The 18,068-nt window shown below is 61.3% G+C and carries 17 protein-coding genes; 8 read left to right on the top strand and 9 right to left on the bottom strand.

Annotated features, from left to right (window positions below; genetic code table 11):
- Window positions 1-46: 46 nt before the first annotated feature.
- From ACLH0J_RS03350 to zur, 4 genes are read right to left on the bottom strand one after another with little or no spacing between them, the layout of a single operon-like run.
- On the bottom strand, window positions 47-766 hold the full coding sequence (locus ACLH0J_RS03350; RefSeq protein WP_411390866.1) for a PA5502 family lipoprotein: 720 nt from the start codon (window positions 764-766) through the stop codon (window positions 47-49).
- 37 nt (window positions 767-803) lie between these two features.
- The gene (znuB, locus tag ACLH0J_RS03345; protein ID WP_411390865.1) at window positions 804-1,592 is read right to left on the bottom strand and encodes a zinc ABC transporter permease subunit ZnuB; all 789 of its coding nucleotides are present in this window, start codon (window positions 1,590-1,592) and stop codon (window positions 804-806) included.
- Window positions 1,585-2,370 (bottom strand): zinc ABC transporter ATP-binding protein ZnuC, encoded by a 786-nt coding sequence (gene znuC, locus ACLH0J_RS03340; protein ID WP_411390864.1) that lies wholly within the window; start codon window positions 2,368-2,370, stop codon window positions 1,585-1,587. The genes znuB and znuC overlap by 8 nt, the downstream gene beginning before the upstream one ends.
- Window positions 2,370-2,852: a zinc uptake transcriptional repressor Zur gene (gene zur / locus ACLH0J_RS03335; protein ID WP_411390863.1), complete on the bottom strand. Its 483-nt coding sequence runs from the start codon at window positions 2,850-2,852 to the stop codon at window positions 2,370-2,372. The genes znuC and zur overlap by 1 nt, the downstream gene beginning before the upstream one ends.
- A 58-nt stretch (window positions 2,853-2,910) precedes the next feature.
- Between zur and znuA the strand changes: the two genes are divergently transcribed.
- The gene (gene znuA / locus ACLH0J_RS03330) at window positions 2,911-3,840 is read left to right on the top strand and encodes a zinc ABC transporter substrate-binding protein ZnuA (protein WP_411390862.1); all 930 of its coding nucleotides are present in this window, start codon (window positions 2,911-2,913) and stop codon (window positions 3,838-3,840) included.
- A 67-nt stretch (window positions 3,841-3,907) separates the two neighbouring features.
- On the opposite strand, the gene ACLH0J_RS03325 is transcribed toward znuA, so the two are convergent.
- On the bottom strand, window positions 3,908-4,861 hold the full coding sequence (locus ACLH0J_RS03325) for a homoserine kinase (protein WP_411390861.1): 954 nt from the start codon (window positions 4,859-4,861) through the stop codon (window positions 3,908-3,910).
- Between the two features lie 56 nt (window positions 4,862-4,917).
- Complete coding sequence (locus ACLH0J_RS03320) at window positions 4,918-5,208, bottom strand: DUF2782 domain-containing protein (RefSeq protein ID WP_411390860.1); 291 nt, start codon at window positions 5,206-5,208, stop codon at window positions 4,918-4,920.
- Window positions 5,209-5,282: 74 nt separating this feature from the next.
- Here ACLH0J_RS03320 and polA point away from each other — a divergent pair, with 74 nt between their 5' ends.
- Window positions 5,283-8,078, top strand: coding sequence for a DNA polymerase I (polA, locus tag ACLH0J_RS03315; RefSeq protein ID WP_411390859.1), 2,796 nt, complete (start codon window positions 5,283-5,285; stop codon window positions 8,076-8,078).
- A gap of 269 nt (window positions 8,079-8,347) precedes the next feature.
- Here polA and yihA read toward each other — a convergent pair whose 3' ends face one another.
- Window positions 8,348-8,989 carry a ribosome biogenesis GTP-binding protein YihA/YsxC gene (gene yihA / locus ACLH0J_RS03310; RefSeq protein WP_411390858.1) on the bottom strand — a complete coding sequence of 214 codons (642 nt, stop codon included), beginning with the start codon at window positions 8,987-8,989 and terminating at the stop codon, window positions 8,348-8,350.
- 192 nt (window positions 8,990-9,181) lie between these two features.
- Between yihA and ACLH0J_RS03305 the strand changes: the two genes are divergently transcribed.
- From ACLH0J_RS03305 to ACLH0J_RS03280, 6 genes are all read left to right on the top strand, one after another.
- Window positions 9,182-9,481, top strand: coding sequence for a c-type cytochrome (locus ACLH0J_RS03305; protein ID WP_411390857.1), 300 nt, complete (start codon window positions 9,182-9,184; stop codon window positions 9,479-9,481).
- A gap of 36 nt (window positions 9,482-9,517) precedes the next feature.
- Window positions 9,518-10,144 carry a c-type cytochrome gene (locus ACLH0J_RS03300; RefSeq protein WP_411390856.1) on the top strand — a complete coding sequence of 209 codons (627 nt, stop codon included), beginning with the start codon at window positions 9,518-9,520 and terminating at the stop codon, window positions 10,142-10,144.
- 169 nt (window positions 10,145-10,313) lie between these two features.
- Window positions 10,314-10,949, top strand: coding sequence for a thiol:disulfide interchange protein DsbA/DsbL (locus ACLH0J_RS03295; RefSeq protein ID WP_411390855.1), 636 nt, complete (start codon window positions 10,314-10,316; stop codon window positions 10,947-10,949).
- A gap of 10 nt (window positions 10,950-10,959) precedes the next feature.
- Window positions 10,960-11,838: an endonuclease/exonuclease/phosphatase family protein gene (locus tag ACLH0J_RS03290; RefSeq protein WP_411390854.1), complete on the top strand. Its 879-nt coding sequence runs from the start codon at window positions 10,960-10,962 to the stop codon at window positions 11,836-11,838.
- Window positions 11,835-13,889, top strand: coding sequence for a GGDEF domain-containing protein (locus ACLH0J_RS03285; RefSeq protein ID WP_411390853.1), 2,055 nt, complete (start codon window positions 11,835-11,837; stop codon window positions 13,887-13,889). The genes ACLH0J_RS03290 and ACLH0J_RS03285 overlap by 4 nt, the downstream gene beginning before the upstream one ends.
- 88 nt (window positions 13,890-13,977) lie before the next feature.
- Complete coding sequence (locus ACLH0J_RS03280; protein WP_411390852.1) at window positions 13,978-14,754, top strand: N-acetylmuramoyl-L-alanine amidase; 777 nt, start codon at window positions 13,978-13,980, stop codon at window positions 14,752-14,754.
- 37 nt (window positions 14,755-14,791) lie between these two features.
- Here ACLH0J_RS03280 and ACLH0J_RS03275 read toward each other — a convergent pair whose 3' ends face one another.
- Together ACLH0J_RS03275 and algB are read right to left on the bottom strand one after the other, a co-directional pair.
- The gene (locus ACLH0J_RS03275) at window positions 14,792-16,579 is read right to left on the bottom strand and encodes an ATP-binding protein (protein ID WP_411390851.1); all 1,788 of its coding nucleotides are present in this window, start codon (window positions 16,577-16,579) and stop codon (window positions 14,792-14,794) included.
- Between the two features lie 10 nt (window positions 16,580-16,589).
- Window positions 16,590-17,936: a sigma-54-dependent response regulator transcription factor AlgB gene (gene algB / locus ACLH0J_RS03270; protein ID WP_411390850.1), complete on the bottom strand. Its 1,347-nt coding sequence runs from the start codon at window positions 17,934-17,936 to the stop codon at window positions 16,590-16,592.
- Window positions 17,937-18,068: the final 132 nt, after the last annotated feature.

Below are 18,068 nucleotides of genomic sequence, written 5' to 3'. Positions count from 1 at the left end.
CTTGGAATGCATTTCAAATGTGGGAGGGGGCTTGCTCCCGATGGTTTTATTCCGCCTTGCGCGGAATCAGCACGATCTGCGCCGGAATATTCTTCAGAATCTGCCGGTGGATCTTCAGGTCATAGTCCGAATCGATGCGCTTCACCCGTTTGGTCAGCAGCGTGGCCAGCCATGGGTAATCCTGGGTGCGCGGCGCCTGGATGCTCACATCGCACTGGTAATTCACCACGTCGGTGGCGATGGCATCCAGTTGATGACGCAGTTCGTCAATATCGGTGAGGTTCAGTGCGACGGTGGTGCTTTGTGCGGCGGGGTCGATGACCTTGGCGGCGGGCTTGGCTTCGGCGGCTTTAAGGGCTTCCTCGGCTCTGTCCAGCTCGGCTTTGCGGGCGTGGGTAATGGCGCTGTTGACGCCGCCGGTCAGCGCCGGGGCCTTGGGCATCAGCGCGCGGGCACGGCTCAGGGCGGTGGCAGCGGCGTTGACATCACCTTTTTGCAGCACGATCTGGCTGCGCTGTAGGTAGGCTTCGGCCAATTGGCGCTGATAAGCCTCCAGGGCCGGGTCGTTGGGCGATTGGGCCTGCAAGGCGGCCAACTGGTCTTCGGCGGTGGCCAGCTCACTGCTGGCGAGGTTTTGCTCTAGCTGCGCGATGGCCGCAGCACGAGCGTCCGGGGCTTCGGGGGCAGCGGGCGGTGTATTTTGACAGGCGCCCAGCAGCAGGGAAAATGCGGCAAGGAGCAGATAACGGGAGGTGAACAGCTTCATTCCTGCGACTCTCTATTTGCGCAAAAAGCGAGCAAGTCTACACCCCTCGACGGGGCAGGACAAAACTCAGCAGAAACAGGGCGGCGGCCGTCACCACAATCGACGGCCCGGCTGGCGTGTCCTTGAACCAGGACAACGCCAGGCCCCCACACACGGCGAGCATTCCCAGCAGGCTGGCACCGATCGCCATCTGCTCCGGCGAGCGGGCGTGACGTTGGGCGGCGGCGGCTGGAATGATCAGCAGCGATGTGATCAACAATACGCCGACAATCTTCATCGCGACAGCGATCACCACCGCGATCAACAACATCAGGGCCATGCGCAGCGCGGGCACGGGCAAGCCTTCCACCGTGGCCAGCTCTTCGTGCACGGTGATGGCCAGCAATGGGCGCCACAGCGTTATCAACAGCACCAGCACGGCGGCGCTACCGCCGAGAATCCACGAAAGATCCATCGGGCTGATCGCCAGCAGGTCGCCGAACAGGTAGGCCATCAGGTCGATGCGCACTTCATGCATGAAGCTCAGCACCACCAGGCCCAGGGACAAGGTGCTGGGCGCCAGGATGCCGAGCAGGGTGTCGGAAGCCAGCGGCTGGCGCTGTTGCAGGGTCACCAGCAGCACCGCCAGCAGCAGGCAGCCCACGGTCACGGCGATGGTCGGGCTCACATCCAGCAAGAAGCCCAGGGCCACGCCCAGCAGCGCGGCGTGGGACAAGGTGTCGCCAAAATACGCCATGCGCCGCCAGACCACGAACGAGCCCAGCGGGCCCGCCACCAACGCCAGAGCCAAGCCTGCCAGCAGGGCGTAGAGCAGAAAATCAGCCATGCTTGCAGCTATCTCCATGAACGTGAGTGTGGGGTGCAGCGGGATCGTCGACCACGGCGCCATGCAGGTCATGGGCGTGGTCATGACGGTGGTGGTAAATCGCCAGGCTCTGGGCATTCTTGCCGAACAGCTCGACGAAGGCCGGGTCGCCGCTGACCTGTTCCGGGTGGCCGGAGCAGCACACGTGGTGGTTCAGGCACACCACTTGGTCGGTGGTGCTCATCACCAGGTGCAAATCGTGGGAGACCATCAGCACGCCGCAGCCAAGGCGGTCGCGCAGGCGGGTGATCAGGCTGTACAGTTCGGCCTGGCCGGCGACGTCGACGCCTTGCACGGGTTCATCGAGCACCAGCAATTGCGGTTCGCGCAGCAGGGCGCGGGCCAGCAGGACGCGCTGCATTTCGCCGCCGGAGATGCTTTGCACCGGGCTGTCGATCACTTGTTGGGCGCCGACTTCCTGAAGCGCTGCCTGGGCGCGAGTGCGGTCCACGCCGGGCACCAGGCGCAGAAAGCGCAGCACGGACAGTGGCAGGGTCGGATCGACATGCAGCTTCTGCGGCATATAGCCCACGCGCAGCTTGGGCTTGCGCCACACGCTGCCGGTGTCGGGCTTGAGCAGACCGAGCACGGCGCGCACCAAGGTAGTCTTGCCGGCGCCGTTGGGGCCGATCAGGGTGACGATCTGCCCCGGCTCCACGCTCAGTGCGATGTTATCCAGCACCTTTTGCCCGGCGAATGTGACCCCTACCTGTTCCAGGCGGATTAACGCGTTGCTCATCAAGCCCCCTGGCAGCCCGAGCAGAGACCGACCACTTCGACTGTTTGCCCTTCGACTTGGAAGCCAACCTCTGCGGCGCTCTTGATAATGGCGTCGCTGATGCTTTTTTGTTCAAGTTCGATGGCGGCGTGGCATTCGCGGCAGATCAGGAACTGGCCCTGATGCGCATGTTCCGGGTGGTTGCAGCCGACAAAGGCATTAAGCGAAGCGATGCGGTGCACCAGGCCGTTTTCCAGCAGGAAATCCAGCGCGCGGTACACCGTGGGCGGCGCCGCCCGGCGCCCGTCCTGCTCGCTGAGCACACCGAGAATGTCGTACGCGCCCAGCGGCTTGTGGCTCTGCCACACCAGTTCCAGCACGCGGCGGCGCAAGGCAGTCAGGCGCAAGCCCTTCTGCGCGCACAGGATGTCGGCCTCCGACAGCGCGGTATGCACGCAGTGAGAATGGTCATGGGGACGGCTGGCAAGCGGTGTTATAGGCATGAGCGGCGACAGATATTTGATAGAGACGTTATTATGTTACCCGTTCCTACGCCATTGAGTGGTCATCGTGTCCCGACTTTTTCCCGTTTTTGTCGCATTTGTCGCCAGTTTGCTCGTCACCGGCGCCGCTCAGGCCGAGGTCAAGGTGCTGGCCAGCATCAAGCCGTTGCAGTTGATTGCGGCGGCGGTGCAGGACGGTGTGGCGGTCCCGGAGGTGTTGTTGCCGCCGGGTGCATCGCCGCATAACTATGCGTTGCGCCCATCCGACGTACGGCGCGTGCAGTCGGTGGACCTGCTGTATTGGATCGGGCCAGACATGGAAGGCTTCCTGCCTCGCGTGCTCAAAGGTCGTACGGCGACAACGGTGGCGGTGCAGGACCTTCCGGGCATGAAACTCCGCCGTTTCGCCGAAGATAGCCATTCCCACGCCGACGATGCCGACGAACACGACCACGATCACCGCCCCGGCAGCCTGGATGCGCACTTGTGGCTGTCGACCGTAAACGCCCGCGTGATCGCCGCGCGCATGGCATCTGACCTCAGCGCTGCCGACCCGAGCCATGCGGCGCGTTACCAGAGCAACCTGAAGGCCTTCGATGAGCGCCTGGACGCCCTGGATGCGCGCTTGAAAGCCCGTCTGGCGCCGATCAGTGACAAACCGTACTTCGTGTTCCACGAAGCCTTCGATTATTTCGAAGACGCTTATGGCCTCAAGCATACCGGTGTGTTCAGCGTTGCCGCCGAAGTGCAACCGGGTGCCCAGCATGTGGCGGCGATGCGTACGCGTCTGCAGGAAGTGGGCAAGACGTGTGTGTTCAGCGAACCGCCGCTGCGTCCGCGTCTGGCCGAGACGTTGGTCGCCGGGCTGCCGGTGAAACTGGCTGAGCTGGATGCGCTGGGCGGCTACACCCCGGCCACGGCCCAGGGGTACGAACAGGTTCTGGAGAAGTTGGGCAATGACTTGGCCGGTTGCCTGGAATCCCTCTGATCGCCAATGCATAACCCTTGCGGGAGCGAGCGAGCCCGCTCCCACATTTTTTGACCGAGCAGGTCTTTTAGAGGGCGAACGGCAGGTGGACGGCGACCTGCTGCCGCTGCGCCAGCCGATGTTCGAACTCGGCCGGGTCATGGATCAACACATCCTGCCCGGCGAACGATTCCGCTGCGATCAGCCGTGACAGCCAGAACCGCACGCACGCTACCCGCAACATCGTCGGCCACAACTCGGCCTCCTTGGCCGTGAACGGCCGCAGGCCCGCGTAGGCGCCCAGCAGTGCACGGGCGCGTGGCCCGTCGATCAAGCCATCGGCGTCCGAGCACCAGTCATTCAGCGCAATCGCCACGTCGTACAGCATCGGCCCCGAGCAGGCGTTATAGAAGTCGATCAGGCCGGTCAGGTGGGTGCCTTCGAACATCGCGTTGTCGCGGAACAGGTCGGCGTGAACGTTGGCGCGTGGCAGGGCGAGGATGTCAGCCTTGTGGGCTTCGATTTCCGTCAGTGCAGCCTGCAGCAGGCGTTGCTGCGTGTCGTTCAAGTGCGAAATCAGCTGCGCACCTTCGCTGAGCATCCAATCGAGCCCGCGGTCGGTCTTGCGCTCCAGCACCTTTTCGCCTTGAGTCGCCAGGTGCAGATGGCCAAGCAGGTCACCGACCTGAGCACAATGCTGCGCGTTGGCGTCCTTGATGTGCTTGCCGGCCAGGCGCGGCTGCAACAGCGCTGGCTTGCCCGCCAGCGTACGCAGGGCTACGCCATCGGTGGTGCGCAAGGCATAAGGCACCGGCAGGTCGGCGTCGTGGAGCACGTCGAGCAGTTCGATGAAGAATGGCATTTCCGCGACCGGGCCGCGCTCAACCAGGGTCAGGACGAACTCGCCCTGCTCCAGGCTGATAAAGAAATTGGTGTTTTCGCTACCGGCAGCAATCCCCTGGAAGTCAAGCAGGCGGCCGAGGCCATAAGGGGCGAGAAAAGTTTCCAGCTCGGGCCGAGCCAGGGGGGTGAACACAGACATGGTTAAAACTGCCAGTACGGGCGCCGCAGTGCGCGGCGCCAATTGAAGTTAAGAAATCATTTCCATTCGAAGATCTTCCATGACGGGATCAGCATATCCGGCTGGTCAGAGCGGATGAAGTTCGCATCGGTTCCGTCCGCGCGCACCAGGAAATACGGTCGAAAGCCTTTCTTCGTAATTTTGATTGCGTACAGGAAACCATTTTGGCGGTACTCCTGAATGGTTCTGTCACCTTCCGTGCGAATGGTAACTTCCGGATCACCCGACGGGGCGCTGTCCGCCGCGATGGCAGCCATCGGAGCGAGTGCGATCAGGCCGGTCAACAGCAGGCGATTGAGTGTACGCATGATAACCTTGTCCCTCTGTTTTCAATGGTCCGGCTATTCTAGCGCCAGACCCGCCGAAAAGGTTGATCCTGCTCATGAGCCAAGCACCCCTCGTCCTGGTGGACGGTTCTTCTTATCTGTACCGCGCCTTCCACGCGCTGCCACCGCTGACCACCTCCAAAGGCCTGCCGACCGGTGCGGTCAAGGGCGTGTTGAACATGCTCAAAAGCCTGCGCAAACAGTATCCGGACAGCCCGTTCGCGGTGGTGTTCGACGCCAAGGGTGGGACTTTTCGCGATGAAATGTACGCCGAATATAAAGCCCACCGTCCGAGCATGCCCGATGACATGCGTCTGCAAATCGAGCCGCTGCATCAGAGCGTGATCGCTTTGGGCTTCCCGTTGCTGTGTGTCGAAGGCGTGGAGGCCGATGACGTGATCGGCACCCTCGCCCGCAGCAGCGCGGCCGCCAACCGGCCGGTGGTGATTTCTACCGGCGATAAGGACATGGCGCAGTTGGTCGACGGGCACATTACCTTGGTCAACACCATGACCGGTAGCTCGATGGACATCGAGGGCGTAAAGGAGAAATTTGGCGTCGCTCCGGAGCAAATCATCGATTACCTGGCGTTGATGGGCGATTCGTCCGACAACATCCCCGGCGTTCCGGGCATTGGTCCCAAGACGGCTTCCGGCTTGCTGGTGGGCGTGAATGGCGGCCTGAAAGAGCTTTATGAGCAATTGGATATTGTGCCGACCTTGCCTATCCGGGGCGCCAAGACGTTGCCGGCCAAGCTGCAAGAGCATCGGGAAATGGCGTTCCTGTCATATCAGTTGGCGACCATCAAGGTCGATGTACCGCTGGACGTGGGCTTGGACGACCTGCACCTGATCGAGCCGGACCGCGAAAAACTCCTGGAGCTGTATGCCCTCCTGGAGTTCAAGAGCTGGTACGAAGAGATTCAACGCGATACCAGGCGCGTGGAGCTCAAGGCGTCGACCGACGCGGCGCCGGTCGTCGAAGAGGTCACTGAGGCAGTGGTCGTTGCGCCCGCAGAGGCGACGTACACCACCATCCTCGACCAGGCGACCTTCGACACCTGGCTGAAGAAGCTCAACGACGCGACATTGTTCGCATTCGACACCGAAACCACCGGTATCGACGCCCAACAGGCGCAATTGGTGGGGGTGTCGTTCGCCGTCCAGCCCCATGAAGCGGCCTACATCCCACTGACCCATTCCTACATGGGCGTACCGGAGCAACTGGATCGCGATAGCGTGTTGCTGGCCTTGAAGCCGCTGCTGGAAGACCCGGCCAAGCTAAAGGTCGGCCAGCATGCCAAGTTCGACATGAATATTCTCGCGAACTGCGCCATCGGCGGCGACCCTACTCAGGGCATAATCGTACGCGGCATCGCCTTCGACACCATGCTTGAGTCCTATGTGTTGAATGCCACCGCGACCCGGCATGATATGGACAGCCTGGCCAAGAAGTACCTGGACTATGACACCGTCAGCTTCCAGGACATCGCCGGCAAGGGCGCCAAGCAACTGACGTTCGACCAGATCCCGCTGGAACAGGCCGGCCCCTACGCCGCCGAAGACGCCGACGTGACCCTGCGTCTGCATCAGGCCCTGTTCGCGCAATTGGCAGCCATTCCGAGCCTGGCCAGTGTGCTGACGGATATCGAGATGCCGTTGGTGCCGGTGCTGGCGCGCATCGAGCGCCAGGGCGCCCTGGTGGATGCGCAGTTGCTCGGCGTTCAGAGCATTGAGCTGGGCAACAAGATGGTTGAGCTCGAGCGCCAGGCCTTCGAGATCGCCGGTGAGGCGTTCAACCTGGGTTCGCCTAAGCAGCTCGGCGCGATCCTCTACGAAAAGCTCGGCCTGCCGGTACTGAAAAAGACCGGCAAGGGACAAGCTTCGACGGCCGAAGAAGTGCTGGCCAAGCTGGCCGAAGATGACTATCCGCTGCCCAAGGTGCTGATGCAGTACCGCAGCATGAGCAAGCTGAAAAGCACCTACACCGACCGTTTGCCGGAACAGATCAACCCGCGTACCCAGCGCATCCATACGTCCTATCACCAGGCGGTGGCGGCCACCGGGCGCCTGTCTTCCAGTGACCCGAACCTGCAGAACATTCCAGTGCGCACCGCTGAAGGGCGGCGCATCCGCCAGGCATTTATCGCGCCCAAGGGTTACAAACTGCTGGCGGCGGATTATTCGCAGATCGAGCTGCGAATCATGGCGCACCTGTCGAAGGACGAGGGGCTGATGAATGCCTTCCGCCATAACCTGGACGTGCACACGGCCACGGCAGCCGAAGTGTTCAAGGTCGAGCTGGATAAGGTCACCTCTGATCAGCGCCGCAGCGCCAAGGCCATCAACTTTGGCCTGATCTACGGCATGGGTGCGCAGAAGCTGGGCAAGGACATCGGCGTCGATACCAAGACGGCCAAGGCGTATATCGATGTCTACTTCGCCCGCTATCCCGGGGTTCGTGAGTATATGGAGCGCACCCGTGCCCAGGCTGCCGATCAAGGCTATGTCGAAACCCTCTTCGGGCGCCGGCTGTACTTGCCGGATATCCATTCCAACAAACCTCAGGAGCGCGCGGCCGCAGAACGCACGGCGATCAACGCACCGATGCAGGGCACGGCGGCAGATATCATCAAGAAAGCCATGGTGCGCGTGGACAACTGGCTGACCGATTCGGGCCTGGACGCCAAGGTTATCCTGCAGGTACACGACGAACTGGTGCTTGAGGTGCGTGAGGATCTGGTCGCAGAAGTCAGCGAGAAGATTCGCGAGCACATGAGCGCTGCCGCGCAACTGGATGTGCCGCTGCTGGTGGACGTGGGCGTGGGGGATAACTGGGACGAAGCTCACTGATTCCGGGGTTTTGCCACCACCTGGCGTGGTGGCAGAGTGCTTTAGTTCGGAAATCGACGTCGGTTATTCCCAATAGTTTTTTTAGCCTGCTGGAACTTAACCCGTGAATTGCTACTCAGAGTTACTGAATGGGTGGTGAAGCCCTTCAATGCTCCTATGTTGTGTTAAGTGTTGGCAGATATCTGGACCCCGCCCTAGCGGTCCGGAACTTGAACCCCGAACTTCCCCTCCCCATAAGAAGTCCGGGGTTTTTTTTGCCCGCAGAAAAGTTATTCCGCGATTTGCGCGCCCTTGTCCGCCAACTCCATCCAGTCGGCCAGCACGGTGTAAGCCTCTTCCAGGCCCAGGCGCTTGGGGGCCGAGAACAGCTGGATGGTGATCGTGTCACCCCAACCTTTACGGATTTCCGACTGCACCTTGAGCAGCGTGTTCTTCGCGGCGCCGTAGGTCAGCTTGTCGGCTTTGGTCAGCAGAATGTGCATCGGCATGCCGCTGGCGACGGCCCAGTCGAGCATCAGCAGGTCGAAGTCGGTCATTGGATGACGGATGTCCATCATCAGGATCAGCCCCTTCAAACTCTCCCGACCACCCAGGTAAGCCTCCAAGTGACGCTGCCAGTGCAGCTTCAGCGGGATAGGAACTTTTGCATAACCGTAGCCCGGCAGGTCGACCAGACGTCGATCATCGTCTAGCTTGAAGAAGTTGAGCAACTGCGTGCGGCCCGGGGTTTTCGAGGTGCGCGCCAGGCTGGCGTGGGTCAGGGTGTTCAGCGCACTGGATTTACCGGCGTTGGAGCGACCGGCAAAGGCGACTTCAAAGCCTTCGTCATCCGGGCATTGGTCCACTTTGGCGGCGCTGAGCATGAAGGTGGACTGTTGGCACAGGCCGAGGATGGGGTTCTTGAGTTGCATGAGATTTCCGATGTGGGCGGTGCCGAGAAAGGGTGCGGCAAGCGGTGTCGTTTCCGTTTCAGTAGCGCCAGTATATAATGCCGCAGATTTTGTGTGTGCTTTGTCCCAGTGAAGGACGGAGTTCACGGGAGCGATAGACCTTTATTGCGCATTAGAACGCAAAACGCTCTCAAACCCTGAAAAGGTCGATGTATGACCAGATGGTTGCTCGCTATCGGTGTCCTGATTCCGTTTTTCGGCGCTCAGGCTACACAGGATCCGGAAGTGGTGTACAACCGAGTTTGCGTGGCTTGCCATGCCGGCCAACTGCCGAACGCCTCCAAACGGGGTGACCAGGCAGCCTGGGCGCCAAGACTGGCGCAGGGCATGGAGACGCTGGTGCGATACGTGACTCAGGGTTTCAAGGCAATGCCGCCGCGTGGTTTGTGCATGGACTGCAGGACCGAGGGTTACCAGGCCATCATTGAAATGATGGTGAGTAAACCCGGTTGATAACTCTTAAACCCTTAGCCGTAGTTGGATTAGCTGATGAACAAACTGATCGTGAGTCTGCTGTTGACCTTAGGCATCACCGGTGTTGCCCATGCTGCAGGCAACGCTACTGCGGGTCAGGCGAAAGCCGCCGTGTGTGGTGCTTGCCATGGACCGGATGGTAATAGCCCGGCGCCGAACTTCCCTAAACTGGCCGGCCAGGGTGAGAATTACCTGACCAAGCAGATGCACGACATCAAAAGTGGCAAGCGTGTGGTGCTGGAAATGACCGGCCTGCTGACCAACCTCAGCGACCAGGATCTGGCGGATATCGCTGCGTACTTCTCCAGCCAGAAAGGCAGTGTGGGAGCTGCTGATCCGAAGTTGGTCGAGAAAGGTCGAGAATTGTTTCAGGGCGGTAAGCTCGCTGAAAGCCAGCCTATCGGCGGTATGTCCGCCTGCAAGGCTTGCCACATCGCAGACGGCAGTGGTCTCGCAGAGGCAGGCTACCCTCACCTGAGTGGTCAGCACGCTCAATACGTCGCCAAACAATTGAAGGACTTCCGCGAGAAGGCTCGCTACATCGATGGCGATGCCAACAACAGAATGATGACAGACGTTGCTGCCAAACTATCGGACAAAGATATCGAAGCGCTGTCCAGCTACATCCAGGGTCTGCATTGATTGGCCCAGTAACGTTAACACTCGATTAATCCCGCGATGCAAGCATAAAAAGGGTGGCCCAGGCTGCCCTTTTTTGTGGCCGGTGCCGTTACACTAACGAACTCATGCCCGCGTAGACCTGTCACAGCAAAGGTCGCGTGAGGCGACTTTATTTGTCCAGGAGTAAAGCATGCGTAATCTGATCCTCAGCGCCGCTCTCGTCACTGCCAGCCTCTTCGGCATCACCGCACAAGCCGCCGATGTGCCGCTTGAAGCCGGTAAAACCTACGTTGAATTGGCCAACCCTGTTGCCGTATCGGTACCGGGCAAGATCGAAGTGGTGGAGCTGTTCTGGTACGGTTGCCCGCATTGCTACGCTTTTGAACCGACCATCAATCCATGGGTTGAGAAACTGCCTTCCGACGTGAACTTCAAGCGTATCCCGGCCATGTTCGGCGGGCCATGGGATGCCCACGGTCAGCTATTCCTGACCCTGGAAGCCATGGGGGTGGAGCACAAGGTCCATAACGCGGTATTCGACGCCATCCAGAAACAAGGCAAGCGCCTGACCAAGCCTGAGGAAATGGCTGACTTCGTCGCTACTCAAGGTGTCGACAAGGACAAGTTCCTGGCCACCTTCAATTCCTTCGCCATCAAGGGCCAGATCGAAGCGGCCAAGAAACTGGCCGTGGCTTATGGCGTGCAAGGCGTACCGACCATGATCGTCAACGGCAAATACCGTTTCGACCTGGGCAGCACCGGTGGTCCTGAGCAGACCCTCAACGTCGCCGACCAGTTGATCGCCAAAGAGCGGGCAGCCAAGTAAGGGGCTCGTCATGCGCCGCTGGGGTACCGAACGCGTTGTCGGCCTGCATGATCCGCAGGTCAACGAACATCACTTGGCGTCCACGGGCCTGCCGCCGGACAGCCGTCTGCGGCTGCTCAGCTTCAACATTCAGGTGGGCATCAGTACCGAGAAATACCGGCACTACCTCACCCGTGGCTGGCAGCACGTGCTGCCCCACCAGGGGCGTGCCGACAACCTGCAGAAGATCGGCACCCTGTTGAATGACTTCGACCTGGTCGCTCTGCAGGAAGCCGACGGCGGCAGCATGCGCTCGGGCTATATCAACCAGGTGGAACACCTGGCCCAGCTCGGTGCCTTCCCCTATTGGTACCAGCAACTCAATCGCAACCTCGGGCGCCTGGCGCAGCACAGTAATGGCGTGCTCAGTCGCTTGAAGCCATCAGTCATCGAAGATCACCCATTGCCAGGCCCCAAGGGCCGGGGGGCGATCCTCGTGCGCTTTGGCGAAGGTCCTGAAGCCTTGGTGGTGGTGATGATGCACCTGGCGTTGGGGGCGCGAGCCCGCACCCTGCAACTGGCCTACATTCGCGAGCTGATTGGCAATTACAAGCACCAGGTGTTGATGGGGGACATGAACACCCATGCCAACGACCTGTTGCTGAACTCCCCATTGCGCGACCTTGGGCTCCTGGCGCCGCAAGTCGAAGCCACGTTCCCTAGCTGGCGTCCGCAACGCTGTCTTGACCATATCCTGCTCAGCCCAAGCCTGACGCTCGAAAGCGTGCAGGTTTTGGCGCAGCCCATCTCCGATCACCTGCCGGTCGCGGTAGAGATTCGTCTGCCGGGTTCGCTCACGGCCGATGCATTGCCCGCGTTGAGCCCCGGCCCTCGCGGACCCCTTGCATGAGCGACGACGCCCAGCGCTGGAAAGAAAAATACCTGCACAGTATCGAGCAACAAGAGAAGCTCGAACGCCGTTGGGCTGCCCGGCTCGACCTGCTGCGCCGGGGGCTGGTACGCAGCACGCTGGCGGCTGAAGGTACCGACCGCGCGGTCGATCAATGCATGAAGGAAATGCGTGACGTTGTCCGTACGGACGATATGGATGCGGCCCTTTCCGCCTTGCTGCCGCGCCTGGAAAAAGCCGTGCTGGATTCTGAGCAGCGTCGCGAAACCCGGGTGGAGCAGATCAACACCGCGCTGACCTCCCTGGTCACCCAATTGCAAAAACTGCCGCTGCCGCGTGAGGTCGCGCGTCCGCTGAAAACCTTTGCCAAGCAATTGGACGGGCGAGTCAGCCAGGCCCGCGAGATCCCTTTGCTGCTCAGCGAGTTGAGCGGCCTGCAAGGGCAGGCGCTGAATAACCTCGAACCGGACGGAGAAACCACACGCCCCGGGCCAGGGCTGTTGCAGCGCCTGTTTGGGGCCAAGGACGTGGCGACTGAGCCCGCTGCAAGCCCGTCGGCCGCCAGCCCGGCGCCCCAACCTGTCGAGGTCAAGCCGGTCACCGAGCCTCAGGTGCCCGAACAATCCGAGGAACTGACACTCGCCTTGCGCGCCTTTGCGCCACAGTCTCAAGCGCCGGTTGCCCCGCAGCCAGAGCCCGCGGCGCCGGCCAATGTCGAGGCTGCCAGCGAAACGTTTGTCTACGAGGCTCCGGCTCCGGCGGCGCCTGTTGAGGTTCCCGTCGCACGTGTCGAGCCCGAGAAGCACGCGCCTCAGGCAGAGCAAGCCGCGCCGCAGAGCGCCCTCGCGGCCTTTATCGAAACGCCTGTGGTTCAGCTTGATACGCCGCCCGATGAGACGGTTATCGGCAGCCTGTCACTGCCTCCCGTGCTCGAGGCGCAGGAGCCTGACCCCGATGAGCTGCTGTCCGACGGGCTGTATTCCTTACCGGATTCGCCGGAGCCCTCCTACAGCTCCGTGGCCAAACACATCGAAGGTACCCTGCTCGGCCTGCTGGACGACCTGTCTTTGCCTGAGCGCCATCGGCCCCAGGCCGAAGCCATGCGTGAGCGTCTGACCCATGGTTTGAACTGGTACGAACTGTTGCCGATCCTCGATGACCTTGCGGTGTTGATGCTGGCTGTCACCGACAGTGGCCAGCACGAGTTCGAGGCGTATCTCAAGCAACTCAACGAGCGCCTCGAAGCGTTCCAGGGGCATTTGCAGATCGCCAGTGACGGCCATGCCGACAGTCGTTCCGCCGCCAGGGAGCTGGATACGCAGATCCGCGAACAGGTCGACGGCTTGCAAAGCAGCGTGCAGGAGGCCGCCGACCTGGACAGCCTCAAGCATGTATTGGAAAGCCATCTGGAAGGTTTGCTCGGCACCATGGACGAGCACCAGCAGCAACGAGACCAGCGCGAGCAGGAGGTGGCGGCGCGTCTGAAGGGGCTGGCCGAACGAGTCTCCAACATGGAGCAGGAGGCCCAGGGCTATCGGGAGCACCTGGAGGTGCAACGCCAGAAAGCACTGCTCGATCCGCTCACCGGCCTGCCAAACCGCGCAGCCTGGAGCGAGCGGCTCGATCAGGAGGTCAACCTTTGGCACCAGCGTGGCAACAGCCTATCGCTGGCCATGCTCGACCTGGACCACTTCAAGCGCATCAACGACGGCTATGGCCACCTGGCCGGCGACAAGGTGCTGAAGATTATCGCCAGCGTGCTGCGCAAGCGTCTGCGCGCAAGCGACTTCATTGCGCGCTTTGGCGGTGAAGAGTTTGTAATGCTGATGCCCAACTCGTCGCTGACGGATGCGCTGGCCGCGGGCGAGGTGTTGCGCGCGGCGATTGAAGCGTGTCCGTTTCACTTCAAGGGTGAGCCGGTGACAATCACCGTGTCCATGGGGGTGGCGCAGTTCCAGCCGGGAGAACGCAGCGATGTGGCACTCAAGCGTGCCGACGCGGCGTTGTATCGGGCCAAGGCTGCAGGGCGCAACCAGGTGCAGGCGGCGTAAAAGATGTTCCGTTTTGTAATTTGACCGCCGCGCCATAAACGGTACGTTACACTGTTGCATTACTTTCTTCTGCGTATTGCCTTCCGCCATGAAATCCTTGTACTTCGCCTTTGTTTTTCTCCTGCTCTCGGGCTGCGCCAGCGGCCCTCGATTCGATACCCGTCACCCCTCGGTGAACTACGACAACCGCGTGCAGTTCGTGGTCGTCCACTACACTTCGGCCAGCCTTGAGCGCTCCCTGGCGCTGCTCACCCATGGTCAGGTCAGCAGCCATTACCTGATCGGCGACGACGCCTCCGCCACCATTTACAAGCTGGTCGATGAAAGCCAGCGCGCCTGGCATGCCGGGGAAAGCGAGTGGATGGGCCGCACCTGGCTCAACTCCAGTTCCATCGGTATCGAGATTGTGAACCCTGGCTACAAGGACACCCCGACCGGTCGCTTGTGGTACCCGTATTCTGAAGCGCAGGTGAAATCATTGGTGGTGCTGCTCAAGGACATCAGCAAGCGGAATGGCATCGACCCCAAGAACATCATTGGTCACAGCGACATCGCGCCACTGCGCAAGCTGGACCCCGGCCCGTTGTTCCCCTGGAAACGCCTGGCGGCCGAAGGGTTGGGCGTGTGGCCGGAGGCCCAGGCCGTTGCGCGCTTCCAGGCGCAATACGCCACGGAGCTGCCGAGCATCACCTGGTTCCAGGAAGAGTTGGCCCATCTGGGCTACCAGACGCCCCAGACCGGTGAGCTGGATGTTGCCACGCGTCATGTGATCGCCGCGTTCCAGATGCATTTCCGCCCGTCGCTGTTTGATGGCACGCCGGATGCTGAAAGTGCCGCAATCTTGCGGGTCTTGAACGGGCGTTGATTGCAGGAGCAAGCGCCCTCGCCGCAACAGGCGGTTCCTACAAGGGAAGCGCCATATAGAACTGGGTGCCCTGCCCCGGCCGCGAATACACGCCCATGCGGCCGCCGTGCAATTGCACGATCTCCTTGCACAGCGCCAGCCCTAGGCCGGCGCCGCCTTTCTTGCGGCCGACCTGGACGAAGGGTTCGAAGATCCGTCCCTGCTGTCCGTAGGCAATACCCTCGCCGTTGTCCTCGACGCTGATAATCACCCGTTCACCATGGCGACGCGCCTGCAGGCGAATCTGTCCGCCTTCGGCGGTATGGCGCAGGGCGTTGCCCAGCAGGTTGTCGAGTACCCGTTCCAGTTGTGCCTGATCGGCATAGAGTCGCGGCAGGTCGGACTGGGCTTCTACCAGCAGTTCGATATGTTGCGTATGGGCTTGCTCCACGAAGCGCGCGCGGGCGTGTTCAAGCAGGTCGATGACGTCGCAGGGCCCCAAGGTCAGTTTCTGCAGGCCATTCTGGTAGCGCGAGAAGTTGAGCAAGTCGTTGATCAACTGCATCAGGCGCTGCATTTCTTCATTGACCGTATCCAGCAAGTCCGCTTCACGGGAGTCGGCGGGAAACTTTGCGCGCTCGCGGAACAAGCCGAACGCCATATGCATACCGGTCACCGGCGTACGCAGCTCATGGGAGGCGCGCAACACGAACTCGCTGCGCACCCGTTCGAAGGCGCGTTGTTCGGTGACGTCATGCAGCACCATCACCGCGCCGAGAATATGCCCCTGGGTATGACTGACGGGCGTCAGGCTGTAGGTCAGCAGGCGCAGTTCGCCCTCGACTTCCACTTCCAGGTCCTCCGGGGCCCGTTCCAGGTTGCCGCCACGCAGCACCAGTTGCAGTTGTTCGTCCAGTTCCGGGCGTACCAGTGCTTCGCCCAGGCCCTGGCCGAGACGCTCTTCATCCCAACCCAATTGGCGCTGTGCGACAGGGTTGAGGTGCTCCAGGCGGCCTTCGCGGTCGATCATCAGCAGGCCGTCATCGATGCTGTCGAGCACGGCTTGCAGGCGCTGCTGGCCGGCCAGCAGTTCGTCGATGTTGGTCGCCTGATGCTGGCGCAGGGCCTCGGCCATGATGCCGAAGCGCCGGGTCAACTGGTTCATTTCGGCCGCCGAAGAGATCGGCAGCGTCACTTCAAAGTCACCCTGCCCGATCTTGTCCGCCGCTTTGGCCAACGCTTCGATCGGCCCGCCAAACCGTCGGGCGATGCCATGGGCGGTGACAAATCCGATGATCAGCACCGCGAGCCCCACCAACCCCAGCAGGCCGGCGATCAGCAAGGCGCGTTCGCGGGACTTGTGTTCGCTGTTGCTGATGTTTTCCAACGCCTGCTTGTGTTCGTCGATCAGGCCGTTGCGCAGCACATTGAAGGTTTCGGTGAGTTTTTCCTTACTGCCCGGTGGCGGCGACGGTTGCTGGGATTGGTCAAACGCTTCCAGCAGAGCCTGATACTGGCCTCTGGCCTGGCTGAAACCGGTGCCTTGGCCGTTGCGCTGTTCATGGGTGATGCCTTGGTCCAGCAGGTCGAAGTATTGCTGCTTGGCGATGTTCAGCGCCTCGGGATCGGGGCGCTGCTCCAGCATCATGATCAACTGGTCGCCCAGGCTCTGGCGCAGCTTGAGCCCCAGGTCCAGGGTGATGAAGTTGCTGCGAATCAAGGACTCCTGGGTCTTGGCCATCTGCATGACGCTCACCAGACCGAGGATCAATCCGAGCAGGGCGACGGTAATCAGCGCTGAGATACTCAGAAACAATCGAGTGCGCAGTGTCATCGCGAGCTTCATAGGGTACCGCTCACAGGTTGTACTGTTTGCGTTTGCGATACAGGGTCGACGCGTCGATACCGAGGGTGCGAGCGGCCTGGTCCAGGGTGTCGCTGGTGGCGAGTACCGCACCGATGTGGGCTTTCTCCAGTTCGTCCAGGCTCAGCGCCGCACCGATGCGCGGGGCGTTGTTGGTCGGCTGCTCGGCCATGCCGAGGTGGCTGATTTCGACTTTTTCCTGAGGACAGATAATGCTGGCGCGTTCCACCACGTTGCGCAGCTCGCGGATATTGCCCGGCCAGCGATAGTTCAGCAGCGCTTCGCGTGCGTCATCGCTGAAGCCGCGTGCCGGCCGCGCGTATTCCTTGACGAAGCGCGCCAGGAAGCGGTCGGCGAGGGTCAGGATGTCTTCGCTGCGTTCGCGCAGCGGCGGCAGGTGCAAGGTGATGACGTTGAGGCGATAGAGCAGGTCTTCGCGGAAGCGGCCGTCGCGCACCATGTCTTCCAGGTTCAGGTTGGTGGCGGCGAGGATGCGCACATCGGCACGACGGGTGACCGGGTCGCCCACGCGCTCGTATTCCTTGTCCTGGATAAAACGCAGCAACTTGGGTTGCAACGTAAGGGGAAAGTCGCCGATCTCGTCGAGAAACAACGTACCGCCGTCCGCCTGGTTGACGCGGCCCAAGGTGCTCTCGCTGGCGCCGGTAAAGGCACCGCGGCTGTGACCGAACAGCTCGCTTTCCATCAATTCTGCTGTCAGCGACGGACAGTTGATGGTCACGCAGGATTTCTTCGCGCGCTTGCTCCAACCGTGGATGGCGCGGGCCAGTTCGCCTTTACCGGTACCGGACTCGCCCAGGATCAGGATGTTGGCATCGGTGCCGGCCACCTGGCGCGCGGTTTCCAGCACCGCCATCATCGACGGGCTGTGGGAATCGAGGCCGTCTTTCGGCTGACGCACTTCGCCTTCGAGGGCTTCCAGGCGCGCGGAGAGTTGGCGCACCTCCAACTGCTTGGCGGTGGCCAGGCGCAGTTGGTCGGGGCTGCAGGGTTTGACCAGGTAGTCGGCGGCGCCGGCCTGTATCGCGTCCACGGCGGTATCGACCGCCGAATGGGCCGTCACGATCACCACGCGCATCCAGGGTGCCTGGATACGCATCTGGGCCAGCACCACCAGGCCATCGTCTTCACCCAGGCGCAGGTCGAGGAAGCACAGATCGAACACTTGGCGCTGCATCAGCGCATCGGCTTGGGCGGCGCTGTTGGCGGTGGCCACGGTGTAGCCTTCATCTTCCAGGCAATAACGGAAGGTGCGGAGGATTGCGGATTCGTCATCCACTAAAAGAATGCGGCCTTGAAGTTCCTTGGCTGATTCCATCTGTCCCGCGCTCCTTAACTATGAATGATGGTGTTTAGTCCCGGAATAATCGGGCAAGTTGCATGGTTCATTCTGATCTAAAAAAAGAAGCGTCGTGCACGTATGTGTCTCGCTTCCTACAAAGCCCGTGCG

The organism is Pseudomonas sp. MPB23 (assembly GCF_046605395.1).
GTDB lineage: Bacteria > Pseudomonadota > Gammaproteobacteria > Pseudomonadales > Pseudomonadaceae > Aquipseudomonas.
The sequence above is the reverse complement of the archived record's forward strand: the minus strand, read 5'-3'. Positions and strand labels throughout refer to the sequence as shown.